20 protein-coding genes are annotated in these 22617 nt (G+C 68.1%); 16 read left to right on the forward strand and 4 right to left on the reverse strand.

What is annotated here, in order from left to right; all coding sequences use genetic code 11:
* Positions 1-20: 20 nt before the first annotated feature.
* The 8 genes from B1991_RS09095 (at position 21) to B1991_RS09130 (ending at position 10051) form a co-directional block, all read left to right on the forward strand.
* Positions 21-1214 carry an argininosuccinate synthase gene (locus B1991_RS09095; RefSeq protein WP_136258407.1) on the forward strand — a complete coding sequence of 398 codons (1194 nt, stop codon included), beginning with the start codon at positions 21-23 and terminating at the stop codon, positions 1212-1214.
* Positions 1211-2470: an acetylornithine deacetylase gene (locus B1991_RS09100; RefSeq protein WP_136258408.1), complete on the forward strand. Its 1260-nt coding sequence runs from the start codon at positions 1211-1213 to the stop codon at positions 2468-2470. The genes B1991_RS09095 and B1991_RS09100 overlap by 4 nt, the downstream gene beginning before the upstream one ends.
* A 16-nt stretch (positions 2471-2486) precedes the next feature.
* A complete protein-coding gene (locus B1991_RS09105) occupies positions 2487-3809 on the forward strand; it encodes an acetylglutamate kinase (protein WP_136258409.1) in 1323 nt (440 codons plus the stop codon).
* A 143-nt stretch (positions 3810-3952) separates the two neighbouring features.
* Positions 3953-4906: an N-acetyl-gamma-glutamyl-phosphate reductase gene (argC, locus tag B1991_RS09110; RefSeq protein WP_136258410.1), complete on the forward strand. Its 954-nt coding sequence runs from the start codon at positions 3953-3955 to the stop codon at positions 4904-4906.
* Positions 4907-5035: 129 nt separating this feature from the next.
* Complete coding sequence (locus B1991_RS09115; RefSeq protein ID WP_136258411.1) at positions 5036-6331, forward strand: argininosuccinate lyase; 1296 nt, start codon at positions 5036-5038, stop codon at positions 6329-6331.
* A gap of 15 nt (positions 6332-6346) precedes the next feature.
* Positions 6347-7525, forward strand: coding sequence for a glutamate 5-kinase (proB, locus tag B1991_RS09120; RefSeq protein ID WP_136258412.1), 1179 nt, complete (start codon positions 6347-6349; stop codon positions 7523-7525).
* Positions 7526-7625: 100 nt separating this feature from the next.
* Positions 7626-8789: a glutamate 5-kinase gene (gene proB / locus B1991_RS09125; RefSeq protein WP_136258413.1), complete on the forward strand. Its 1164-nt coding sequence runs from the start codon at positions 7626-7628 to the stop codon at positions 8787-8789.
* Complete coding sequence (locus B1991_RS09130; protein ID WP_136258414.1) at positions 8786-10051, forward strand: glutamate-5-semialdehyde dehydrogenase; 1266 nt, start codon at positions 8786-8788, stop codon at positions 10049-10051. Before proB (B1991_RS09125) ends, B1991_RS09130 begins: the two co-directional genes overlap by 4 nt.
* 187 nt (positions 10052-10238) lie before the next feature.
* Here the strand turns inward: B1991_RS09130 and B1991_RS09135 are convergent, their stop codons facing one another.
* Positions 10239-12542, reverse strand: a complete 2304-nt coding sequence (locus tag B1991_RS09135; protein WP_136258415.1) for a transferrin receptor-like dimerization domain-containing protein — start codon at positions 12540-12542, stop codon at positions 10239-10241.
* Between the two features lie 24 nt (positions 12543-12566).
* Between B1991_RS09135 and B1991_RS09140 the strand changes: the two genes are divergently transcribed.
* Positions 12567-14231 carry a hypothetical protein gene (locus tag B1991_RS09140; protein ID WP_136258416.1) on the forward strand — a complete coding sequence of 555 codons (1665 nt, stop codon included), beginning with the start codon at positions 12567-12569 and terminating at the stop codon, positions 14229-14231.
* A gap of 40 nt (positions 14232-14271) precedes the next feature.
* Here the strand turns inward: B1991_RS09140 and B1991_RS09145 are convergent, their stop codons facing one another.
* On the reverse strand, positions 14272-15675 hold the full coding sequence (locus B1991_RS09145; RefSeq protein ID WP_246031114.1) for a hypothetical protein: 1404 nt from the start codon (positions 15673-15675) through the stop codon (positions 14272-14274).
* Positions 15676-15847: 172 nt separating this feature from the next.
* Here B1991_RS09145 and B1991_RS09150 point away from each other — a divergent pair, with 172 nt between their 5' ends.
* The 6 genes from B1991_RS09150 (at position 15848) to B1991_RS09175 (ending at position 20229) form a co-directional block, all read left to right on the forward strand.
* Positions 15848-16621, forward strand: a complete 774-nt coding sequence (locus B1991_RS09150) for a class I SAM-dependent methyltransferase (RefSeq protein WP_136258417.1) — start codon at positions 15848-15850, stop codon at positions 16619-16621.
* A gap of 58 nt (positions 16622-16679) precedes the next feature.
* Positions 16680-16829 carry an oxidoreductase-like domain-containing protein gene (locus B1991_RS09155; protein WP_425466666.1) on the forward strand — a complete coding sequence of 50 codons (150 nt, stop codon included), beginning with the start codon at positions 16680-16682 and terminating at the stop codon, positions 16827-16829.
* A 150-nt stretch (positions 16830-16979) separates the two neighbouring features.
* The gene (locus B1991_RS09160) at positions 16980-17474 is read left to right on the forward strand and encodes a hypothetical protein (RefSeq protein ID WP_136258419.1); all 495 of its coding nucleotides are present in this window, start codon (positions 16980-16982) and stop codon (positions 17472-17474) included.
* Positions 17475-17771: 297 nt separating this feature from the next.
* A complete protein-coding gene (locus B1991_RS09165) occupies positions 17772-19028 on the forward strand; it encodes a histidine kinase (protein WP_136258420.1) in 1257 nt (418 codons plus the stop codon).
* Positions 19021-19791, forward strand: a complete 771-nt coding sequence (locus B1991_RS09170) for a LytR/AlgR family response regulator transcription factor (RefSeq protein WP_136258421.1) — start codon at positions 19021-19023, stop codon at positions 19789-19791. The genes B1991_RS09165 and B1991_RS09170 overlap by 8 nt, the downstream gene beginning before the upstream one ends.
* A 36-nt stretch (positions 19792-19827) precedes the next feature.
* The gene (locus B1991_RS09175; protein ID WP_136258422.1) at positions 19828-20229 is read left to right on the forward strand and encodes a hypothetical protein; all 402 of its coding nucleotides are present in this window, start codon (positions 19828-19830) and stop codon (positions 20227-20229) included.
* 190 nt (positions 20230-20419) lie between these two features.
* On the opposite strand, the gene B1991_RS09185 is transcribed toward B1991_RS09175, so the two are convergent.
* On the reverse strand, positions 20420-21475 hold the full coding sequence (locus tag B1991_RS09185) for an HDOD domain-containing protein (RefSeq protein ID WP_246031116.1): 1056 nt from the start codon (positions 21473-21475) through the stop codon (positions 20420-20422).
* A 12-nt stretch (positions 21476-21487) separates the two neighbouring features.
* Positions 21488-21634, reverse strand: a complete 147-nt coding sequence (locus B1991_RS18645; protein ID WP_168709608.1) for a hypothetical protein — start codon at positions 21632-21634, stop codon at positions 21488-21490.
* Between B1991_RS18645 and B1991_RS09190 the strand changes: the two genes are divergently transcribed.
* Positions 21633-22616, forward strand: coding sequence for an LLM class flavin-dependent oxidoreductase (locus tag B1991_RS09190; RefSeq protein WP_136258424.1), 984 nt, complete (start codon positions 21633-21635; stop codon positions 22614-22616). The genes B1991_RS18645 and B1991_RS09190 overlap by 2 nt on opposite strands.
* Position 22617: the final 1 nt, after the last annotated feature.

A 22617-nucleotide genomic window follows, 5' to 3' on the forward strand; every position in this document is an offset into this window, starting at 1 on the left:
CAATCCAGGATCTGCAAGCCATGAGCAAAGACATCGTCCTCGCCTTCTCCGGCGGCCTCGACACCAGCTTCTGCGTGCCCTACCTGCAGGAGCGCGGTTGGGCCGTGCACACCGTGTTCGCCGACACCGGCGGCGTCGACGCAGAGGAGCGGGCCTTCATCGAGGCCCGCGCGAAGGAACTGGGCGTGGCCAGCCACGTCACCATCGACGGTGGCCCGGCGATCTGGGCGGGCTTCGTCAAGCCGTTCGTGTGGGCAGGCGAGGGCTACCAGGGCCAGTATCCGCTGCTGGTGTCCGACCGCTACCTGATCGTCGAGGCCGCGCTGAAGCGCGCCGCCGAGCTGGGCACGAAGGCGATCGCGCACGGCTGCACCGGCATGGGCAACGACCAGGTGCGTTTCGACCTGGCGGTGAAGGCGCTGGGTGATTACCAGATCGTGGCGCCGATCCGCGAGATCCAGAAGGAGCACACGCAGACGCGCTCCTACGAGCAGAAGTATCTGGAGGAACGCGGCTTCGGCGTACGCGCCAAGCAGCAGGCCTACACCATCAACGAGAATCTGCTCGGTCTGACCATGTCCGGCGGCGAGATCGACCAGTGGCAGGCGCCCGGTGCCGGCGCGGTGGGCTGGTGCAAGCCGCGCGCCGAATGGCCGTCCAAGCCGCTGCAGGTGAAGATCGGTTTCGTCGGTGGCGAGGCGGTGACGCTGGATGGAGAAAAGATCGTCGGGCATACGATGCTGGCGAAGTTGAACGGCCTGTTCGCCGCCTATGGCGTGGGCCGCGGCCTCTACACCGGCGACACCACCATCGGCCTCAAGGGCCGCATCATCTTCGAGGCACCGGGGCTGACCGCGCTGCTTGCCGCGCATCGCGCGCTGGAAGAAGCGGTGCTCAGCAAGCAGCAGAACCGCTTCAAGCCGGAGGTGGCGCGCAAATGGGTGGAGCTGGTCTACGAGGGCTTCTTCCATGATCCGCTAAAGACCGACCTGGAAGCATTCCTGGCCTCCAGCCAGTCTGCCGTCAACGGCACAGTGACGCTGGAGACGAACGGCGGCAGCGTCGGCGCGGTGGCGGTGGAGTCGAAGCACATCCTCAACGCCAGGGGCGCCACCTACGCGCAGTCGGCCGACTGGGGCGTGGAAGAGGCCGAGGGCTTCATCAAGTTGTTCGGCATGAGCAGCACGCTGTGGGCCGAGGTCAATCGCGGATGAGCGCCCTGCTCGACGCCACGCTGGAGCATCTGAAAGCGCTGGTCGGTTTCGACACGCGCAACCCGCCGCGCGCGATCGACACCGGCGGCATTTTCGATTACCTGCGCGCGCAGCTGCCGGGCTTCACTGTGACGGTGACCGATTTCGGTGCCGGCGCGGTGGCGCTGCACGCCGTGCGCGGCGAACCGAAGTACCTGTTCAACGTGCATCTGGACACGGTGCCGGATTCGCCGGCCTGGACGGCCGACCCGCACACGTTGCGGATCACCGACGATCGCGCGATCGGCCTCGGTGCCTGCGACATCAAGGGCGCGGCGGCCGCGCTGCTGGCGGTGGCGAACGCCAGCGACGGCGATCTGGCGCTGCTGTTCAGCACCGACGAGGAAGCGAACGATGCGCGCTGCATCGCCGGCTTTTTGCAGTCTTTTCCCCCTCTCCCCCTGGGAGAGGGCCGGGGTGAGGGTACGGGCGGAGCCGGAGATCCGGCTTCGAGCGCACCCTCACCCCAACCCCTCTCACCCGCAAGGGGACTCCCTGAGGGTTGCCGGCGGGAGAGGGGCTATCAAGCGGTGATCGTGGCCGAGCCCACCCGGGGCGAGGCGGTGCTGGCCCATCGCGGCATCCAGTCGGTGCTGATGCGTTTCGCCGGGCAGGCGGGTCACGCCTCGGGTGAGCAGAAGCCCAGCGACAGCGCGTTGCACCAGGCCGTGCGCTGGGGCAGCGCCGCGCTGGATTTCGTGGCGGCACAGTCGCACGAACGTTTCGGCGGGCTCACCGGCCTGCGCTTCAACATCGGCCGCGTCGAGGGCGGCATCAAGGCGAACATGATCGCGCCGACGGCGGAAGTGCGCTTCGGCTTCCGCGCCCTGCCCACGATGAATCCGGATCATCTGCTGATCCGTTTCCGCAATCTGGTCGAGCCGGCTCCGCTGGAGTTCGACGAAACCTTCCGCGGCCCCTCGTTGCCGGCCGGCGACACCGCCACGGCGGAGATCCGCCGCCTCGCCGCGCGTGACCTGGCCGACGAGCTGGAGATCCCCGTGGGCAATGCGGTGGACTTCTGGACCGAAGCTGCGCTGTTTTCCGCCGCCGGCTACACCGCCTTCGTCTACGGCCCCGGCGACATCGCCCAGGCGCACAGCGCCGACGAATGGGTCGCGCTGGATCAACTCGAACACTATGCGCAAACGGTTTACCGAATCGTTGAGAAGTCCGGCCAGGGACGGCCGGTTTTTGACCCCCGCGATCATGGATGAGCGCAAGGAACAAACAATGGACACGGCTAAGCACAACACCCGCAAGACCATCGTGCGCCTGCTCTCGAGCATGGGCAGCGCGAAGGAAATCCAGCAGTACCTGAAGCGCTTCTCCGCGCTGGACGCCAAGCGCTTCGCCGTGGTCAAGGTCGGCGGCGCGGTGCTGCGCGACGAGCTGGCCGACCTCGCCTCGTCGCTGACCTTCCTGCAGCAGGTGGGGCTGACCCCGATCGTGCTGCACGGCGCCGGCCCGCAACTGGATGAGGAGCTGGCCGCCGCCGGCATCGTGAAGCAGACGGTGGGCGGCCTGCGCGTGACCTCGCCGAAGGCGCTGGGCATCGTGCGCCGCGTGTTCATGCAGCAGAACCTGAAACTGGTGGAGGCGCTGCAGTCGATGGACACCCGTGCCACCGCGGTGCCGTCGGGCGTGTTCATGGCCAGCTACCTCGACCGCGACACCCTGGGCCTGGTCGGCAAGGTCGACAGCATCAATCTGGCGCCGATCGAGGCCAGCCTGCGCGCGAACTCGATCCCGGTGATCGCCAGCCTGGGCGAGACCGACGAGGGGCAGCTCCTCAACGTCAACGCCGACGTTGCCGCCAACGAACTGGTGCGAGTGCTGCAGCCGTACAAGATCGTCTTCCTCACCGGCACCGGCGGCCTGCTCGACGGCGAGGGCAAGGTGATCGACTCGATCAACCTCAGCACCGAGTACGAGCAGCTGATGGCGCAGCCGTGGATCAACGGCGGCATGCGCCTGAAGATCGAGCAGATCGCCGACCTGCTGGCCGACCTGCCGCTGACCTCGTCGGTGTCGATCACCCGGCCGTCCGAACTGGCCAAGGAACTGTTCACCCACAAGGGTTCGGGCACGCTGGTGCGGCGCGGCGAGAAGGTGCAGCGCTTCGAGTCGTGGCAGGGCGTGGACCTGGCGCGCATGCGCACGCTGATCGAATCGAGTTTCGGCCGCACCCTGGTGCCGGACTACTTCGAGCGCACGCAGCCATACCGCATCTACGTGAGCGAGAACTACCGCGCCGCGATGATCCTCACCATGGAAGGCGACCTGCCCTACCTGGACAAGTTCGCCGTGCTCGACGACGCGCAGGGCGAAGGCCTGGGCCGCGCCGTGTGGCAGGTGATGCGTGAGGAGAATCCGCAGCTGTTCTGGCGCTCGCGCCATCACAACCCGGTCAACATCTTCTACTACGCCGAGTCCGACGGCTGCCTCAAGCAGCCGCGCTGGAAGGTGTTCTGGTACGGCCTGGACGGCAGCTTCGACAGCATCGCCCGCTGCGTGGCGCATTGCGCGCAGCGCCAGCCGACGCTGGTGGATTGAGACATCAACTCCCTCCCCTGCGAAGCAGGGGAGGGCTGGGGTGGGGTCGCTCTTGATCTTGATGGAAGATCAAAAGCCTCACCCCCTCCCAACCTCCCCCTGCCTTGCAGGGGGAGGGGCAACAGCAGCGCAGGAGTGAATCGGTGACACACGACAAGAAAACGATCGGCATCGTCGGCGCGCGCGGCCACACCGGCATGGAGCTGATCCGCCTGATCGCGGCGCACCCGGCGCTGCAGCTGGCCTTCGTCTCCTCGCGCGAGCTGGACGGCCAGCGCGTGAGCGAGCACAGCGATGCCTACGCGGGCGAGCTGCGCTACGAGAGCCTCGATCCCGCCGCCGTGGCGGCCAAGCGCGCCGACGTGGTGATCCTCGCCTTGCCCAACGGCAAGGCGGCGCCCTATGTGGAAGCCATCGACCAGGCGGCGCCGGATACGCTCATCGTCGACCTCTCCGCCGACTACCGCTTCGACCAGGCCTGGTATTACGGCCTGCCCGAACTCACCCGCGGCAACTGGCGCGGCGAGCGGCACATCAGCAATCCCGGCTGCTACGCCACCGCGATGGAACTCTCCATCGCGCCGCTGAAGGACCTGCTGGCCGCGCCGCCGGTGTGCTTCGGCGTCTCCGGCTACTCCGGCGCCGGGACCACGCCGTCGGACAAGAACGACCCGGACAAGCTGCGCGACAACCTGATGCCGTACGCGCTCACCGGCCACATGCACGAAAAGGAAGCCAGCTTCCGCCTCGGCATCCCGGTGGAGTTCATGCCGCACGTGGCGCCGCACTTCCGCGGCCTCACCGTCACCAGCAACCTGTACCTGACCCGGGCGCTGAAGCGCGAGGACGTGCTGCAGCGTTTCCACGCGGCCTACGACGGCGAGAACCTGGTCAGCGTGACCGACGAGGCGCCGTGGGTCAGCCGCGTCGCGCACCAGCATTACGCCGAGATCGGCGGCTTCGCCGTGTCGGCCGACGGCAAGCGCGTGGTGATCGTGGCCACGCTGGACAACCTGCTCAAGGGCGCCGCCACCCAGGCGATGCAGAACATCAACCGCGCGATCGGCGTCGACGAATACACCGCGATTCCCGCCTGATCGCCGTCATTCCCGCGCAAGCGGGTATCCAGTGCCTTCAGCGCGTAACCACACCGGGCTCCGGCTTGACCAGCTTCACTGTTGAGAAGTGCCTCGCCGGAGTGACGAACAATCAGACGAGAGCCGACGATGACCCAACCCCTCTGGCAGAAATCCAGCATCAAGATCGACGCGAAGATCATGCGCTTCCTCGCCGGCGACGACGTGCTGCTGGATCGCGAGTTCTTCCTGCACGACATCGCCGCCAGCAAGGCGCACGTGGAAGGGCTGGAACATATCGGCGTGGTCAGTGCCGACGAGGCCGCCGCGCTCAAGCGCGAGCTGGATGCGCTGGCCGACGACTTCGCCGGCGGCGCGTTCGTGCTGGACCAGCGCTACGAGGACGGCCATTCGGCGATCGAGGCCCGCCTCACCGAGCGCCTGGGCGACGCCGGCCGCCGCGTGCACACCGGGCGCAGCCGCAACGACCAGATCCTGGTCGCCACGCGCCTATGGCTGAAGGACAAGCTCATCGCGCTGGAAGCGCATTGCCGCGCGATCGCCGAAGTCTGCCTCGACCGTGCGGCACAGCCGGCGCTGCCGCTGCCGGGCTATACCCACCTGCAACGCGCGGTGGTGTCATCCACCGGCATGTGGTTCGCCGGTTTCGCCGAGGGCTTCATCGACAACGTGCTGCGCGCGCGGCAGACGCTGGCGCTGATCGACGCCAACCCGCTCGGCACGGCCGCCGGCTACGGCGTGAACCTTGCGCTCGACCGCGCACACACCACCCAGGCGCTCGGCTTCGCGCGCATGCAGCTCAGCCCGATCTACGCGCAGCTGTCGCGCGGCAAGTTCGAGATGGCCGTGCTGGAGGCGATCGGCGGCGCGTTGCTCGACCTGCGCCGGCTGGCCTGGGACCTGTCGCTGTTCACCACCGCCGAGTTCGGTTTCGTCGCGCTGCCGGCCGAGTACACCACCGGCAGCTCGATCATGCCGAACAAGCGCAATCCCGACGTGATCGAACTGCTGCGCGCCAGCTACGCCAGCGTGGCCGCCGCGCGCACCGAGATCGAGCAGCTGCTGTCGCTGCCGTCCGGCTACCAGCGCGACCTGCAGTTCTCCAAGGGTTCGATCTTCCACGGCGTGCGCCACGGCCTGATGGCGCTGGAGCTGGTGCCCGACCTGCTGGCGCGGCTGGCGTGGAACGAGGGCGCGATGCGCGCGGCGATCGAGCCGGCGATGTACGCCACCGACGTGGCGATCGAGCAGGCCGCCGCCGGCGTGCCGTTCCGCGACGCCTACCGTGCCGCCGCGGAAGCTGCGGCGTCGGCAGGGCAGGGGCGCACGCCGGAAGACAGCCTCGCCGCCCGCGTGTCGCCGGGCGCCGGTCACGACCTGCGGCTGGATGAACTGCACGCGCGCTTGCGCGCACTCGACGACTGAAGCGGAGACACGGGCATGGCGGCGATCGACACGGGGAACGCGCACACCGAGCTGCCCGCACAGGCGCTGCCGACCTGGCGCCGCGCCGTATTGAAGGTGGGCAGCAACCTGCTCGCCGCCGACGGCGGCGGCCTCACCCCGCGTCATGCCGAGGCGCTGGCCGCGTTCATCGCCGCCAGCCAGACGGAAGGCCGCGAGGTGGTGCTGGTGTCTTCCGGCGCGGTGGCGGCGGGGCGTGCGCTGCTGCGCCGGCACGCCAGCGCCGGCGGCGGGCTGGCCGCGCGCCAGGCGCTGGCCGCGCTGGGCCAGGCGCCGATGGTCGCGCTGTGGCAGTCGCTGTTCGCGCGGCCGGTGGCGCAGGTGCTGCTGACCCACGACGACCTGCGCAACCGCCGCCGCTACCTCAACGCGCGCGCCACCCTGCGCGAGCTGCTGCAGCTCGGCGTGCTGCCGGTGGTGAACGAGAACGACACCGTCTCGGTGGATGAATTGAAGCTCGGCGACAACGACAACCTTGCCGCCATCGTCGCCGCGCTGGTCGATGCCGACCTGCTGCTGATCGCCTCCGACGTCGCTGCGCTGTACAGCGCCGACCCGCGGCGCGATCCGGCGGCCACGCCGATCCTGCAGGTCGAGACACTGTCGCCTGCCGTGATGGCGATGGCTGGAGGCAGCACCGGAGGGATGGGTACCGGAGGCATGCGCACCAAGCTGGAGGCGGCCGGCAAGGCACGATCGGCCGGCATGGCGACGGCTTTGTTTGACGGTCGCGACGCGGCCACCGTGCAAGCCCTGGCGCGTGGCGAGCTGCATGGAACCCTGGTGCGTGCGCCACGGGCACGCATGCAGGCGCGCAAGTACTGGTTGTTGCACGCGCCAGCGTCGAACGGGTGCATCCAGGTCGATGCCGGCGCCGCCGCTGCGCTGGCCAGGGGGCGCGCGTCGCTGCTGCCCGGCGGCATCGCCGCGGTGATGGGCGAGTTCCAGCGTGGCGATCTGGTCGACGTGGTCGATGGCGGCGGGCGTCGCATCGCCCGCGGGCTGAGCCAGTACGCCGCCGCCGAAGTGCGTCGGTTGCGTGGCCGGCACAGCCGTGACATCGAGGTATTGCTCGGTTACAGCCACGGTGCCGAAGTGATTCATCGCGATGATCTCGCGCGCCTTCCCGACAGCTGCATGACGGACCCGGCGTGAAGGTGCTCGTCGATCGATGCGGCGTGGTGCGGTTGCAATCGCCGAGGTCGTCGCCATGTCTTCATCGATAAGCCGCTTCCGACCCACCTGTCAGAGGACGATGACCCCGATTCGAAAGTTCCGCCAGCAAACCGTTCCGCCATGGCGCCGCGCCGTGCTCAAGGTCGGCAGCAGCCTGCTCGCCGCCGACGGCGGCGGGCTCAGCACGCGCTACGCGCTGGGCCTGGCGCAGTTCATTGCCTCGTGTCACGCCTCCGGTCGCGAGATCGTGCTGGTTTCCTCCGGCGCCGTCGCCGCCGGGCGAATGCTGATGCAGCACCTGCCGGAGGACACCAGCAATGCCGCGCGCCAGGCCATGGCCGCGCTGGGCCAGACGCAGACGGTGGCGTTGTGGCAGCGCCTGTTCGACCGCCCGCTGGCGCAGGTCTTGCTGACCCACGACGATCTGCGCCACCGGCGCCGCTACCTCAACGCCCGCGCCACCCTGAGCGAGTTGCTCGCCTACCACGTGATGCCGGTGGTGAACGAGAACGACACCGTCGCGGTGGACGAGCTCACCCTGGGCGACAACGACAACCTCGCCGCGATCGTCGCCGCGCTGATCGACGCCGACATGCTGCTGATCGCCACCGACATCGACGGCCTGTACACCGCCGACCCGCGCAGCGATCCCGATGCGCAGCCGGTCGATGAAGTGCATGAGCTGACCGCCGAGATCATGGGCATGGCCGGCGCCGCGGGCAGCCGGGTCGGCACCGGCGGCATGCGCACCAAGCTGGAGGCCGCCGAGAAGGCGGCCGCGGCGGGCATCCAGACCATCCTGTTCAATGGCCGCGACAGCGAGGTGGTCAACCTGCTTGGCCGCGACCTGCTGCACGGCACCTTGCTGCGCACCAGCGCCACCCGCCTGCAGGCACGCAAATACTGGCTGCTGCACGTGCCGGCCGTGCCCGGTTGCATCCACGTCGACGCCGGCGCGGCACGCGCACTCAGCGACGATGGCGCCTCGCTGCTGCCCAAGGGCGTGATCGACGCGGTCGGCGATTTCCAGCGCGGCGACATGGTCGAAATCGTCGGCGACGGCACCGACGGCGAACCGTTCGTGGTGGCCCGCGGCATCACCCAGTACGGCGCCGCCGAAATCAACCGCATCGCGGGCAACCATACGCGCGACATCCGCGAACGCCTCGGCTACAGCTACGGCGAACGCGTCGTGCATCGCGACGACCTGGTCGTCACCACCGATTGTGGAGTGAGCCCATGAAGGCATCCGTGCGCGACAGCGCGATCCTCTGCCAGCGCGCGGCCGTGCAGGTCGCCGCGCTTTCCACCGAAGCCCGCAACGCCTTGTTGTGCTCGATGGCCGACGCGCTGCAGGCGCAGGTCCAGGCCATCCTCGCGGCCAATGCCGAAGACCTGCGCCTGGCGCGGGAGAAGGGCATCGGCGAGGCCATGCTCGACCGCCTCGCGCTGGACGAGGGCCGCGTGCGCGGCATCGCCGACGCCGTGCGCCAGGTGGCGGCCCTGCCCGATCCGGTCGGCCGGGTGACGCACCGCGAACGTTCGGAAAAAGGCTTCACGATCGAACGCGTGCGCGTGCCGCTGGGCGTGATCGCGATGATCTACGAGGCGCGCCCCAACGTCACCGCGGACGCGGCGGCGCTGTGCCTCAAGGCCGGCAATGGCGTGATCCTGCGCGGCGGTTCGGAGGCCGTGCGCTCCAATCGTGCCATCGCGGCCTGCCTGCACGGTGCCATGCGTGCGGCGGGCGTGCCGGAGGGCGCGCTGGTGCTGCTGGACGACCTCAGTCGCGAGGCGATGCTGGAGCTGGTGCAGTTGTCGGACATCGTCGACCTGGTCATCCCGCGCGGCGGCGAAGGGTTGATCCGCTTCGTCACCGAGCATGCGCGCGTGCCGGTGATCAAGCACTACAAGGGCGTGTGCCACCTGTACGTCGATGCGCAGGCTGATCTGGACAAGGCGCTGGACATCCTGGTCGACGGCAAGACCTCGCGCCCCGCCGCCTGCAATGCGCTGGAGACGTTGCTGGTGCATGCCGACGTGGCCGCGACGTTCCTGCCGCGTGCGGTCGCCACCTTGCGCGAGCGCGGGGTCGAGTTGCTCGGCGACGAACGCACGCGCGCGTTGTGCCCGTCGATGGCGCCGGCCGGCGAGGACGATTTCGCCGCCGAGTTCCTCAGCCTGAAGCTGGCGATCGGCATGGTGGACAGTGTCGACGAGGCGATCGCACACATCCGCCGCTTCGGCTCCGACCACACTGAGGTGATCGCCACCGAGGATCGCGGCACCGCCGACCGTTTCGTGCAGGCGCTGCGCTCGGCCGTCGTGATGGTCAATGCATCCTCGCGCTTCAGCGACGGCGGCGAGCTGGGCCTGGGCGCCGAGATCGGCATCTCCACCACGCGCCTGCACTGGTACGGCCCGATGGGCGCCGAGGCGCTGACCATCGAGCGCTTCGTGCTGCGCGGTGATGGCCAGGTGCGGCACGCCGAAAGCCGACGGTGAAGGCGATCGACGTGCGGCTCAGCTCCGTACGAGGGCGTGCCGCCAGTGCGGCAACGCGCCGGGGTCCAGCTTGCGGATGCTCGATGAAGGGATACGGGTCAGCGTCATCGTCCTCGCTCCGACGGGCCGGCGCCTGCACGATGACCCGCGGGCGATCCATCCGTGGATTCGCCATGGTTTGCGCCGATCAGTTCGACGGGGCCAGCAAACGGGTCAACTGGTCGAGCTGGGCGCGGTAGCGGTCCAGTACCTGCGCAGTGATCGTCGCGTAGCGGTCGGCCTCATCCCAGCGTCGCGCCTCGATCGCCTCGCGTACGCCGGGAACGGTCTTGACGCCGTAGCCGGTGAGCATGCCGGGTGCGTAGATGAAGTGCTTGAACCACGGCCGGCCGGGCAGGCCGTCGGCATCGGTCAGGAGCTGTTCCATCCGCCCCATCTGCCGGTTGAGCTGGCGCAGCCGTGCAGCCGGCAGGGCAAAGCCGCGGGCGGCCTGCCGCGCGTAGGCGGTCTGGAAGGCCTGCGCGCTTCGCTCCAGCTGGCCGGCAGACCGATCCAGCGGGGCCAGTTCGATCGCCGGCACGTCGGAGTCGCGCGCCGGCGGCAGCAGCGGCCGGGTCGGGTCACTGTCCAGCGCATAGGCATGTGCGTCGAGCAACTGGTGCTGTTGCGCCGTGGCCTTGCGCGTCTTCTCGATCAACTTGTGCAGCTCGCCGACGTAGCCGTCCAGTGTCTGGCTGAAATCGCCGAAGCGCAGCGGCAACACGTCCGCGTCGGCAGTACGCAGCACGATGTGGCCGGCCACCTTGGCCAGCGCCACGCCGTACTCGAAGGTGGGATCGCCGAAGCGAAGGTAATGGTCGAACGAGTCGTAGCGCGAATGGTAGATGCCGCCGTTGTCGTCTTCGCCGCCGAAGCCCAGGTCGAGCGAGGCGATGCCGAGATGCTCCAGGAACGGGCTGTAATCGGAGCCCGAACCCAGCGCCTCGATCGGCAGATCACCGCCGTCGGCCGCCAGCTTGGCGTTGGCCTTGGCTTCGGGTTTCGCCTTGGAGTCGCTGCCTTCGATCATCAGGTGTGCGCGCAGGCGCTCACCCACGCTCACCTGCGTTTCCGGATCAGTCACGCCGTCAGCCACCTGATTGACCAGGTGCTGCAGCGAATGGCTGCCGCCAGCACCGAGGAAGCCGCGCCCGTTGGTGTCCGAGTTGACGTAGAGCACGGCCTTGGCCTGCAGCTCTTTCGCGTGCGCCTCGGCCCATTCGGTGGAACCAAGCAGGCCCGGCTCCTCGCCGTCCCAACTGGCGTAGACCAGGGTGCGCTGCGGCCGCCAGCCCTGCTTGAGCAGGGCGCCGATGGCCTTGGCCTCGGCCATCAGGGCCACGTTGCCGGCCAACGGATCCCATGCGCCGAACACCCAGCCGTCATGATGGTTGCCGCGGACGATCCACTGGTCCGGCGCGCTGGCGCCCTCGATCTTCGCGATCACGTCATAGATCGGCTTGCGGTTCCAGTCCGACAGCACGGTCAGGTGTGCCTTGGCCGTGCTCTGGCCGACGTGATAAGTCAGCGGCAACGCGCCGCGCCAGGTCGCGGGCGCCACCGGGCCGCCCAGCGACTTCAGCAGCGGGGTGGCGTCGGCGGGGGAGATCGGCAGCACCGGAATCTTCAGCAGGGTTTTCGCATCCTTGATCGCCAGCCGCTTGGCGCCGGGCGTGGAGCCGATGCCGGGTGTCAGCGGGTCACCGGGATATTGCTGCATGTCGGCGACCGAGCCGCGCTGCACGCCTTCGGCGGGGCGCCAGCCGCCCTCGGGCCAGGTGTCGCCCCGGGCGTAGCCGTCCTCGTGCGGATCGGAGTAGATCAGGCAGCCGACCGCGCCATGTTCCTGCGCCAGCTTCGGCTTCAGCCCGCGCCAGCCACCGCCGTAGCGGGTGATCACGATCTTGCCGCGCACGTCGATGCCGAGGCGGGCCAGCTCCTTGTAGTCGTCCGGCATGCCGTAGTTGACGTACACCAGCGGCGCGGTGACATCGCCGTCGCCGCCGTAGACGTTGTAGGGCGGCAGCACGCCTGGCAGTGCCGAGGTGGCGTCGCCGGCGACCGGCGGTTCGTGCAGGGTGGCGGTGAACGGCTGCGGCCCGAGCAGTTCCAGCGCGACTTTCTTCGGCGTCGGGTACAGCACCTCGAACGTCTCGATGTGCGCATCCCAGCCCCACGCGCGGAACTGCTCCAGCATGAACTCGGCATTCGCCTTGTCGTGCGGCGAGCCGACCTGGTTCGGCGCCGAAGCCATCCGCTTCAGCCATTCACGCAGCTCGGCCGGATCGAGCTGGGCGTCGAAACGCTGCTCCAGGCCGAGTTGGGTGGCCGCGTGTGCGGGGGTGAAGCCGAGCAGGTCGCTCGCCGGGGCGTTGGGCTCGGTAGCGGCGGCCGTGAAGGTGGCCAGTGTGCTGGCCATGGCCAGCAGCACACGCACTTTCGTTCGGTTCATGGAAGGTTCCCCTTTCAGTGGCTGATGATGGGCGTCGCGGCCGTCCATGCATGCGCTGTGGCCAGACATTCCGTACGGGTTGATCCGATCCCCATTGTGCTCCCGTTTCTAGGCAACGCCCCCGTGCCGGTCGACACGGGCGCGTCGTGGCCCGGCGAGGTCTCGCGTGCAACCGGCGGCGTGTTGCGGCCATACTTGCGGCCACTCTTCGAGAGCACGGAGCGTCGCATGCGTCTTTGCTGGATTCCGGTCCTCTTCGGCTGTGCATGGCTGGCCTGGCCATGCGTGCCGGCCCACGCCCAGTCGGCGGCTCAGTGGCATGCGCGGCAGATGGACGCCATCAAGAAATCCGACGCGCTGATGCGCGAGGCCCGCAAGTATCCGGACCTGCTGGCGCAGTACAAGTTTCTGCATGACGCGTACGTCGGCAACAGCGACCCCGCCTTCCGGGTCATTTTCGGCCAGTACCTGAGCTCGACGCAGACCTTCGTCGGCGATTACCAGGGCGCCGCCGAAAGCTTCTCCATCAAGCAGTCGGCCGAGGGCGATGACCGTCCCTCGCCGCTGGACAATCCCGCGTACACCGCCCAGCCGGCGCTGAGCGCCATCCCGGAACTGGCCAAAGGCTACCGCGCGGTGTTCTTCAACGAGGCGCACAACATTCCGCGCACCCGCACGCTGACCGTGCAGCTGCTGGCCAAACTGCGGGCCGAGGGATTCAACTACTTTGCCGCCGAAACCATCAATTCACGGGACATCGGGTTGCAGTCGCGCGGCTATCCGACCGACAACAGCGGCTTCTACACGGAAGAACCGATCGCTGCGGAAATGGTGCGCACCGCGCTGAAGCTGGGCTACAAGGTCATCGGCTATGACGCGCTCTCGGACGTCACCGGCGATGCACGCCAGGCCGAACAGGCACGCAACATCCATCGGCAGGTGTTCAAGAGCGATCCGAACGCCAGGCTGGTGCTCGATGCCGGTTACGCGCACATCATGGAGGAAGGTGATTTCCAGGGCGGCTCGTCGATGGCCCAGTATCTGCACCGGTGGTACGGCATCGACATCCTGACGGTGGAGCAGACCATGCTGTACGGGCATCCCGCCGCGGGCGACGACCATCCGTACTACGCCCCGGTCATGGATCGATTGCACCCGAATGAGCCGCTGGTCTTCATCGGCAAGGACGGCAAGCCCTGGTCGCTGCGTCCGGGTTATGACGTCAGCGTGTGGTTCCCTCCGACGATCATCCGCCGCGGCCGGCCCACGTGGGCGTCGCTCGGCGGCGAGCGCATGCCGTATTACGCCAGCGGCCAGCCCTGCAACCGGCATTACCCCTGCCTGATCGAGGCGCGCTACGCCAATGAGGGCGACGATGCCATTCCCGCGGATCGGCTGGTGCTCGATCCGGTGTCTCCCGACGCCAGCGCCGGTGTGCGCGCCGTGACCAGCGCATCACCTTTCAGCGAACTCTATCTGCGTCCGGGCAAATACCGCGTGACCTACACCGACGTGGGCGCCACCAAACTGTATTCGAGCATCATCACCGTCAAGACCGGTGCCGACGCGGAGCAGGCCAACGGCCCTTCGGGTTCGAAGCTTTCTTCGGACGCTGCCTGTGAGCGCGCAGGCAAGCCCGAGCCGAACTGCAAGGTGATGGATCCCATTCCCACAGACCGGCGGTGGTAGTCCGAAAGCTCGTGATGTTGCTGCGCGCCGCCGCGGGATGTCACCGGGGCGGCGGCGGATCGGCTGAAGAGCCATCGCGATTCTTCATCGACGCCTCGTCCCCTTTGCGTATCGTGATGGTTCGCGAAAACAACCGCGTGGCGTCCGCGTCGGTGTAGGTCACGCGGTATTTGCCGGGGCGCAGATAGAGCTCGCTGAAGGGCACCTTGGCGTCGGTCACCACCCGTTCGCTGGACAGGGCATTGAGCGGCACGGGATCGAGCACCAGCCGATCGGCCGGGATGGCATCGTCGCCCTCGCTGGCGTAGCGTGCCTCGACCATGCAGGGGTAGTGGCGATCGCAGGGCTCTCCACTGACGTAATAGGGCGTGCGTTCGCCGCCGAGCGACGCCCACGTCGGCCGGCCGCGGCGCGTTGTTTGCGGCGGGAACCAGACGCTGACGTCATAACCCGGACGCAGCGACCAGGGCTTGCCGTCCTTGCCGATGAAGACCACCGGTTCCGCGGGGTGCAGTCGACCCATGACGGGGGCGTAATACGGATGGTCGTCGCTGGCCTCGGGATGCCCGTACAGCATGGTCTGCTCCACCGTCAGCACGTCGAGATGGGTCAGCCGGTACAGGTGTTCGGCCATGGACATGCCGCCCTGGAAGTCGCCTTCTTCCAGGATGTGCGCGTAACCGGCATCCACCACCAGCCTGGCGTTTGGATCGTTCTTGAATACCTGTCGATAGATGTTGCGCGCCTGTTCCGCTTCGCGCGCGTCACCGGTGGAGTTGGACAGCGCGTCGTAGCCGATGACCTTGTAGCCAAGCTTCAGCGCGGTGCGCACCATCTCCGCGGCGATCGGCTCTTCCGTATAGAAGCCGCTGTTGCTGGTCGGGTAGCCACGTGACTGCAGTTTCGTGTCCGTCTGATAGACGGTCTCGGCGGCGAAGTAGTCGAACCCCTCGGCTCGCAGTCTGGCCAGCAGCTGCACGGTCACCGTGCGCGTCAGCGGAATGTTGTGCGCCTCGTTGAAGAACACCGCGCGGTAGCCCCTGGCCAGTTTCGGGATGGCGCTCAGCGCCGGCTGGGCGGAGTAGGCGGGATCGTCCAGCGGCGAGGGGCGGTCGTCGGGCAGTGGTCGCTGGGCGATCGAGAACATGCGCGCGGCGTCGTCGTAATCGCCGATGAAGCTCTGATACCAGCTCAGGTACTGGCCGAAAATGACCCGGAACACGGAGTTCTGGCTGCTGAAGTAAGCGTCGCGCATGAACTGGAACTGGGCGAGCATGCCGGCACGCCTGCTGGCCTGCTGCATGATCGCGTCGGACTTGCGCGCAGCCTCCATCTGGCGCTCCTGCCACGCCGGAATCGACTGGGCCTGCGCCGGCGTGGCCGAGGCGGCCAGCCACGCGCCAGCGAGCGCGGCCACGATCAGGATGGAACGCATCGACGGCATGGAACACTCCCGTGGCCTCATGGACGCACCGGCAGGATTCACTGCAACCGCGGGGTCGGCTGCATGGAAAGCGTACCCCAAACCCGGGCGATTGCCTGTGCCAATCGGCACCGTGGGCGGTCGTCCCGGAACGGGAGCACAATGGTATTTCGACCAATCAGCGGAGAACGTCATGCGTCCGACCATGCTCGCTTTGTTGCTCACTCTCGCACTCCCCGCGGCTGCCGTGGCCCAGGTGTCCGACCTGCACAGCGGGGCGATTTCCGCCGCCGTCCAGAAAGGCGTCGACGATCCGGCGCGTGCGGCGGACAGCCACGAGGATGCCCGCCGCAAGGTGGCGCTGGTGATGACCTTTGCCGAGGTCAAGCCCGGCCAGAAGGTGCTTGAGCTGGTCCCGGGCGGCGGCTACTGGACGCGGGTGTTCAGCGCCATCGTCGGGCCTTCGGGACATGTCTATACGGTCTGGCCGGACGAGATGGGCAAATACTCCGCCAAGAGCCTGGCCAACTGGCAGAAGCTGACCGCCACGCCGCATTACGCCAACGTGAGCTTGTTGCAGCAGCCGGCGGCGAAATTGAGCGTACCGGTGCCGGTGGACCTGGTGTTCACTTCGCAGAACTACCACGACTACCACGACTCGTTCATGGGTCCGGTCGACATGGCCAGCTTCGACAAGCAGGTCTACGACGCGCTCAAGCCCGGCGGTTTGTTCGTGGTGATCGACCACGTGGCCCCCGCCGGCTCCGGCCTGGCCGATACCGACACCCTGCACCGCATCGACCCGGAGGCCGTCAAGCGCGAGGTCGAGGCCGCCGGCTTCGTCTTCGACGGCGAAAGCAATGCCCTGCGCAACCCCGCCGACGCGCACACGGCCACGGTTTTCGACAAGTCGATACGCGGTCACACCGACCAGTTCATCTATCGCTTCCGCAAGCCGGCGAAATAACGCTGCGCCGATGAACCCCGGGGATTCACGCCCGCCCGGCACGGATGCCGCCGACCCCATGCCGCAGCCGCCGCCCGAGCCGGACGCCACCGACTGTTGCGGCGAAGGCTGCGTGCGCTGCGTCTACGACGTGCACGACGAAAAGCTCGAACGCTACGAACGGGCATTGGCAGCGTGGCGCACCCGGCACCCGGAGGCGGATGGTTGACCATCGGCGAGATCAGTACCTGCGCGTCTTTCATGAAAGACCCGAAAGTTCCTGCGCCTTCTGTGGTACATAAGTCAAATCGGCGAGCGGAAGGCGCCGGATCAAGTGAGTGCGATGGGCGCACTCCAGCCAATAAGGTGAGGAAGGTCGATGAGCAGAGTGCAAACGGGTTTGTTGTGGATCGTGGCGTGCGCCGTGTTTGCGCTGCCGGCCTTGAGCCATGCCGTGGGTCCGGACTGGAAGGTCGTGACGGATTCGCCGAAGGCTTTTGCCAAGCAGGCCGCCGAGGTGCGCAAGGAGATGGGGCCACGCGGCGCGTATGGCGGCATCAGCGGGAACGAGCGTGCGGCAGTCAACGAGGACCTGGACAAGATCGCGGCCCTGCTGAAGGAGCGCGGTTCAGTCAGCCAGCTCAACGACAGCGAACAGGTCGACCTGATGAATGCGCAGGAACGCATCAATGCGGTGCTGGCCCGCAACGAGGGCAATCGCCTGATCTGCACGATGGAACAGCGCCTTGGCACGAACTTCAAGCACAAGGTTTGCCGCACCCAGGCCGAGATCGACGGCATCCGCCGCAATTCCCAGGAAGGTTTCCAGAACACCGTGATGCGGGGTGGTGCCACCCAGGCCAGGGGCAACTAGTCGCAAGCGAGGCCTTCCGCTCCGGCCTCGGTGACGAGGCCGAAGCGGTACGGTGCAGTGCAGTGCGTTTCCGGGTGCAGGCTCTCATGGTTCCGAGGGACCGGAGCGCCTGACGGCGTGGCGCATTGATTGATTTCCGCCGGACCGCACAGTCCGGCGATCCGTCACGGCGTCGGTCCTGCGCCCGGCTTCGGGCGCATGAAAGCCGGTTTGGTCGGCGCCTGCCGGGTTTCGTCGCAATCCACGCGATTTTCCGCGGCGGGGCCGCTAGTCTCGTTGGCGATCTCCCCAGCGTGGATGGTTGCCGTGTTTCGAAGCCTGTTTTTCTACCTCCGATTGATCGTGGCCTGGTACCTGCTGGTGCTGGTGGCGACATTGTCCGTGAGCTGGATCTGGTCGGGGCTGGGCAGCCTGGTGCAGTTGCTGGGGCTGGTGGTGATCGTGTTCGTGGTGATCCGCGCGCATTCGCACCTGGTGCGGGTGCGCATGATTGCCGGCAAGCTGACCAACGCCGCGCTGGCCAGCCGGCAGCGACGGCAGATCGAGGTGCCGTTCGAGGCGGAGGAGGCGTTCGAATTGCTGGACGCCGCGATTCGCGAACTGCCGGGCGTCGAGCAGGTGGATTCGACGCGCAACCACCTGCAGATCCGCGCCACCGCGGTTTACGCCGACCCCTATGACCTGACCCAGCTGGGGCGCTGGAATCCGATGCGCTGGATCGTCAGCCAGCGCAACCGGATCCTGGCGACGGTCAACCGCGGTGACGGCAGCAGCAGCTTCAGCCTGGTGTGCGAGCCGTGCAGTGCACCGTGGAGCGACTGGTTGCAGGTGGACGATGGCGTCAACCTGGAGAATCTCGAGGCGATCGCTCGCGCGGTGACGCTAGGTGTGGCCAGCCGCCGTCGCGGCGAGCAGGCGGCGGCGGCGCAGACGGCGACCGAGAAGGAACTGGCCATCGCCAGGCTCAGCCTGCTGCAGGCGCAGGTGGAACCACACTTCCTGTACAACACGCTGGCCAGTGCGCAGGTGCTGGTGCGCAGCGATCCGGCCGGGGCGGATGCGATGCTGGGGCACTTGATCCAGTACCTGCGCCACTCGCTGCCGCGTACCGATCGCGCGCTGGCCAGCCTGGGCGAGGAACTGGAACGCTCGCGTGCCTACCTGGCCATCCTGAAGATCCGCATGGGTGCGCGGCTGAACGTGCAGATCGATGTGCCCGACGAACTGCTGGCCACGCCGCTGCCGCCGATGTTGCTGCAAACCCTGGTGGAGAACGCGATCAAGCACGGCCTGGAACCGCGACCCGGCGACGGCACGGTGTGGATCTTCGCGCGCAGGCAGGATGGCCGCGTGGCCGTCACCGTGGCGGACGACGGCAAGGGCTTCGGCGCGCAGGAAAGCGGCGCGGGCATCGGCCTGAAGAATGCGCGCGAACGGTTGAAGCTGATCTACGCCGGCCAGGCCAGCCTGGCCATCGCGGCGAATTTCCCGCAGGGGGTCGCCGCCACCATCAATGTGCCGGAGCACTACAACGAGGAGCGGGCCCATGGCTAAGGGTGTGATTGCCGAAGACGAGGCCTTGTTGCGCCAGTCGCTGCGCGCCGCGCTGGAGACGGCATGGCCGCAGCTGGACATCGTCGCGGAGTGCGAGGACGGGGCCAGCGCGCTGGAGGCGATCGTCGAGCACCGGCCGGACGTGGCCTTTCTCGACATCCGCATGCCGGGACTCACCGGGCTGGAGGTCGCCACCGCCGCGGCCGAGGCATGCCCGGCGACCCAGGTGGTGTTCGTCACCGCCTACGACCAGTACGCCATCGACGCCTTCGAGCGTGGTGCGATCGACTATCTGCTCAAGCCGGTCGCCCCGGAACGGTTGCGGGCGACCGTGGAGCGCGTGCAGTCGCGCGTGGGCGCGGATCGGTCCGACACTGCCTCGCTGGCCGACCTGGTCCGCCAGATCGGCAGCCGGCTGGGGCCGGCGCGCCAGCAACCGCCGCTGAGCTGGGTCACCGCCAGCACCGGGCGGGAGACGCGGCTGATCCTGCTCGACGACGTCGCCTATTTCCGCGCCGACAACAAATACACCACGGTGGTCACCGCCGAGGGCGAGGCGCTGCTGCGCACGCCGATCCGCGAGCTGCTGGAGGTGCTCGATCCGACCGTGTTCAAGCAGATCCACCGCGGCACCGTGATCAACATGAAGGCGATCGCCGGCGTCACCCGCGACGAGACCGGCAAGGGCATCGTGCGCCTGCGCGAGCGGCCGGAAACGCTCAGCGTGAGCGCGCCGTTCATGACCCTGTTCCGCAACATGTAGCCGCTGCGTTCGCGCCGGTTCCTCGGGAGGACGACCATGCACTATCTCATCGCGCTGATCTGGCTGGTGCTCTCGCTGGCCGGGGTGGAGGGCTACGGCAGCCAGTCGCACGCCACGCGCGCCAGCGTCAACGGCGTCGACGTGCTTTACAGCCGTACGCGGATTGTCGCCGACATCGCCGACATCACCTGCGTGCGCAGCGCCAGCGGGCGTTGCCACTATCGCCTGCTGACGTGCCCGATGCCGGGTGCGCGTGGGGCAGGCGCATCGGGCTGCGACGCGGACAGCGTGCGGCAATTCGTGCTGGCGAGCGGGGCAAGCCGGGACGTGGCGGGCCTGCCCGCGCGCTTCATGCTTTGCGTGGGGGCCGGTGGCGACGGCGTGGGGGCGGAATGCGACACGCTCTCCGCGGCGCGTTCGCCGCTCACCGGCTGGTGAGCCGCGGGGTTACTTGTCCTTCTTCTTTTCGTGCTTGGCGGCGCGCTTCTCCTTCAGCGTTTTCGCCGGCTTCTTCTTCTCGTTCTTTTTCGAATCCATGCCCTTGCTCATGCCCTGCTCCTCGACGTGGACGATGGTGTGCCAAGTCTAGGCGTTTCCTCGACCGAGGAGGAGGTGTCATGGCCCTGGTTCAGGCATTGTCGAGGGTGGCGGTGAAATGCTGGCCGAGGTCGCGCTGGCAGCGGGCGAGCACGGCCGGAGGCATGACGCCCGGCCAGCTGTGCGCCAGCTCGGAGTCGGCGGGTAATTCACCGCTTTCCACCAGCAGGCTCAGGCTGGCCACGCTGTCGGCTACCGCCAGCGCGCGGCCCAGCGGCGAGGACGCTGCGCTGACCTCGCCCTGGCACTCGGCCAGGGCGCCGAGCACGCGCGCGGGCAGCTCCCACTGGCGGGCGGCCTGCAGCGAGAGTTGTGCAGCCAGCCTCGCGCAATGTCGCACGAAGGCAGCCGACAACGGCGGTGGCGTGGCGCCAGGCATCAGCTGATCCAGCAGGCGCACCACCGCGCCGGTGCCGGCATGGCGCACGATGCCGGCGAGGTAGGCCTCGAACGCATCGCAGCCGGTAGTCCGACCCAGCCATGCGCAGGCGTGCGCGCAGCGTTCCGCGTGACCCCACAGACGCCCGCCGGCGGCGTGGCCCATGCTGCCGGTATTGCCTTGCAGGATCGGCTTCATCACGTGCTGGGTGATCACCCGGCGCAGGCCATCCTGGCCGAGCAGCACCACCGCCTGTTGCAGGCTGCCGATCGGTTGTGCCGATCGGTAGAACACGGTGCTGGTGGCGCGCATGACCTCGCCCACCATCAGCGGGTCGCGGCCGACCAGCTTGGCCAGCTCGGCGCCTGCCGCCTCGTCGCTCTTGAGGGTGCGCAGCAGTTGCGGCAGCACGGTCGGCAGGCGTGGCAGGCTGCGCAGGTCGAAGCGTGCACCGAGCAGTTCCAGCCGCCGCAGCAGGGCCGCTTCGACGGGCTGTGGCTCGTCCTGGCTGGCCGGCGGCAGGCCGAGCACGAGCCGGTGGAAGCGTTCGTCGATCTGCGCCAGTGACGGCGCATCGGTCGCGGCATGGCTGGTGGCTGGCGCGGCGGCGGTGGATGCCGGCGCAGGCGGTCGCGCCGCGGCGGTGCGCCGCGGAGTGACCTTTGCCTTGCGCCGCGGAAACATGCGTCGCCAAATGCTTCCCACCATGGGGACTGCCCCTCAACCGCGCAGTGTTGTCGATGATTCGATCCCGTTATCGGCCAGCGAGGACAAAAGTTGAGGCGGGATCGCCGTCGCGCGCGGGAGGCTGGCAAAGGCCTCGTTTGCCCCCAGATAGGAAGCTTCCGTCAGCAGGATTTGCGTCATGATCCCGTTTTCCATCCTCGACCTGGTCCCGATCACCGAAGGCAGCGACGCGGGCCAGGCCTTCCGCAACACGCTGGACCTGGCGCAGCTGGGCGAGCGGCTCGGCTACCGGCGCTACTGGCTGGCCGAGCACCACAACATGCCCGGCATCGCCAGCGCGGCCACCGCCGTGCTGATCGGTCACGTCGCCGCGGGCACCTCGACGATTCGCGTGGGCGCCGGCGGCATCATGCTGCCCAATCACGCGCCGCTGCAGGTGGCCGAGGCGTTCGGCACGCTGGCTTCGTTGCATCCCGGCCGCATCGACCTGGGCCTGGGCCGCGCGCCCGGCACCGACCAGCCCACGGCGCGGGCGCTGCGCCGCTACTTCGACAGCGCCGACGCGTTCCCGCAGGACGTGCTGGAACTGCTCGGCTATTTCGAGCCGGCGCAGCCCGGTCAGCCGGTGCGCGCGGTACCCGGCGCCGGCATCGAGGTGCCGGTGTGGCTGCTGGGGTCGAGCCTGTTCAGTGCGCGGCTGGCGGCGCAGTTGGGGCTGCCGTTTGCGTTCGCCTCGCACTTCGCGCCGGATGCGATGGACGAGGCGCTGGCGTTGTATCGGCGCAACTTCGTGCCCTCGGCGCGGTTGCAGCAGCCGTATGCGATGCTCGGCATCAACGTGGTCGCGGCCGACAGCGACGCCGAGGCGCGGCGGTTGTTCACCACCCAGCAGCAGAGCTTCATCAACCTGCGCCGCGGCAAGCCGGGCCTGATCCCGCCGCCGATCGACGACATCGAGGCGTACTGGACGCCGCCGGAGAAGCTGATGGTCGAGCGCGCGCTGGCCTGCGCGGTGGTCGGCGATGCGGTCACGGTGAAGGCGGGCATCGCGGCCTTCGTGGCCCGCCATCGGCCGGACGAGCTGATGTTGACCGCCAACATCTTCGAGCACGCGGCGCGGCGGCATTCGTTCGAGATCGCCGCGACGGTACGCAAGGCATGAT

Origin of the sequence: Rhodanobacter lindaniclasticus (genome assembly GCF_004799035.1) — a bacterium.
Lineage (GTDB): Bacteria > Pseudomonadota > Gammaproteobacteria > Xanthomonadales > Rhodanobacteraceae > Rhodanobacter > Rhodanobacter lindaniclasticus.

Excerpts from the sequence above, each read along its gene's own strand:
- B1991_RS09095 (WP_136258407.1), top strand. The coding sequence starts at position 21 with ATGAGCAAAGACATCGTCCTCGCCTTCTCCGGCGGCCTCGACACCAGC.
- B1991_RS09100 (WP_136258408.1), top strand. The coding sequence starts at position 1,211 with ATGAGCGCCCTGCTCGACGCCACGCTGGAGCATCTGAAAGCGCTGGTC.
- B1991_RS09105 (WP_136258409.1), top strand. The coding sequence starts at position 2,487 with ATGGACACGGCTAAGCACAACACCCGCAAGACCATCGTGCGCCTGCTC.
- B1991_RS09115 (WP_136258411.1), top strand. The coding sequence starts at position 5,036 with ATGACCCAACCCCTCTGGCAGAAATCCAGCATCAAGATCGACGCGAAG.
- proB (WP_136258412.1), top strand. The coding sequence starts at position 6,347 with ATGGCGGCGATCGACACGGGGAACGCGCACACCGAGCTGCCCGCACAG.
- proB (WP_136258413.1), top strand. The coding sequence starts at position 7,626 with ATGACCCCGATTCGAAAGTTCCGCCAGCAAACCGTTCCGCCATGGCGC.
- B1991_RS09130 (WP_136258414.1), top strand. The coding sequence starts at position 8,786 with ATGAAGGCATCCGTGCGCGACAGCGCGATCCTCTGCCAGCGCGCGGCC.
- B1991_RS09135 (WP_136258415.1), bottom strand. The coding sequence starts at position 12,542 with ATGAACCGAACGAAAGTGCGTGTGCTGCTGGCCATGGCCAGCACACTG.
- B1991_RS09140 (WP_136258416.1), top strand. The coding sequence starts at position 12,567 with ATGATGGGCGTCGCGGCCGTCCATGCATGCGCTGTGGCCAGACATTCC.
- B1991_RS09145 (WP_246031114.1), bottom strand. The coding sequence starts at position 15,675 with ATGCCGTCGATGCGTTCCATCCTGATCGTGGCCGCGCTCGCTGGCGCG.
- B1991_RS09150 (WP_136258417.1), top strand. The coding sequence starts at position 15,848 with ATGCGTCCGACCATGCTCGCTTTGTTGCTCACTCTCGCACTCCCCGCG.
- B1991_RS09155 (WP_425466666.1), top strand. The coding sequence starts at position 16,680 with ATGCCGCAGCCGCCGCCCGAGCCGGACGCCACCGACTGTTGCGGCGAA.
- B1991_RS09160 (WP_136258419.1), top strand. The coding sequence starts at position 16,980 with ATGAGCAGAGTGCAAACGGGTTTGTTGTGGATCGTGGCGTGCGCCGTG.
- B1991_RS09165 (WP_136258420.1), top strand. The coding sequence starts at position 17,772 with ATGGTTGCCGTGTTTCGAAGCCTGTTTTTCTACCTCCGATTGATCGTG.
- B1991_RS09170 (WP_136258421.1), top strand. The coding sequence starts at position 19,021 with ATGGCTAAGGGTGTGATTGCCGAAGACGAGGCCTTGTTGCGCCAGTCG.
- B1991_RS09175 (WP_136258422.1), top strand. The coding sequence starts at position 19,828 with ATGCACTATCTCATCGCGCTGATCTGGCTGGTGCTCTCGCTGGCCGGG.
- B1991_RS09185 (WP_246031116.1), bottom strand. The coding sequence starts at position 21,475 with ATGGTGGGAAGCATTTGGCGACGCATGTTTCCGCGGCGCAAGGCAAAG.
- B1991_RS09190 (WP_136258424.1), top strand. The coding sequence starts at position 21,633 with ATGATCCCGTTTTCCATCCTCGACCTGGTCCCGATCACCGAAGGCAGC.
- B1991_RS18645 (WP_168709608.1), bottom strand. The coding sequence starts at position 21,634 with ATGACGCAAATCCTGCTGACGGAAGCTTCCTATCTGGGGGCAAACGAG.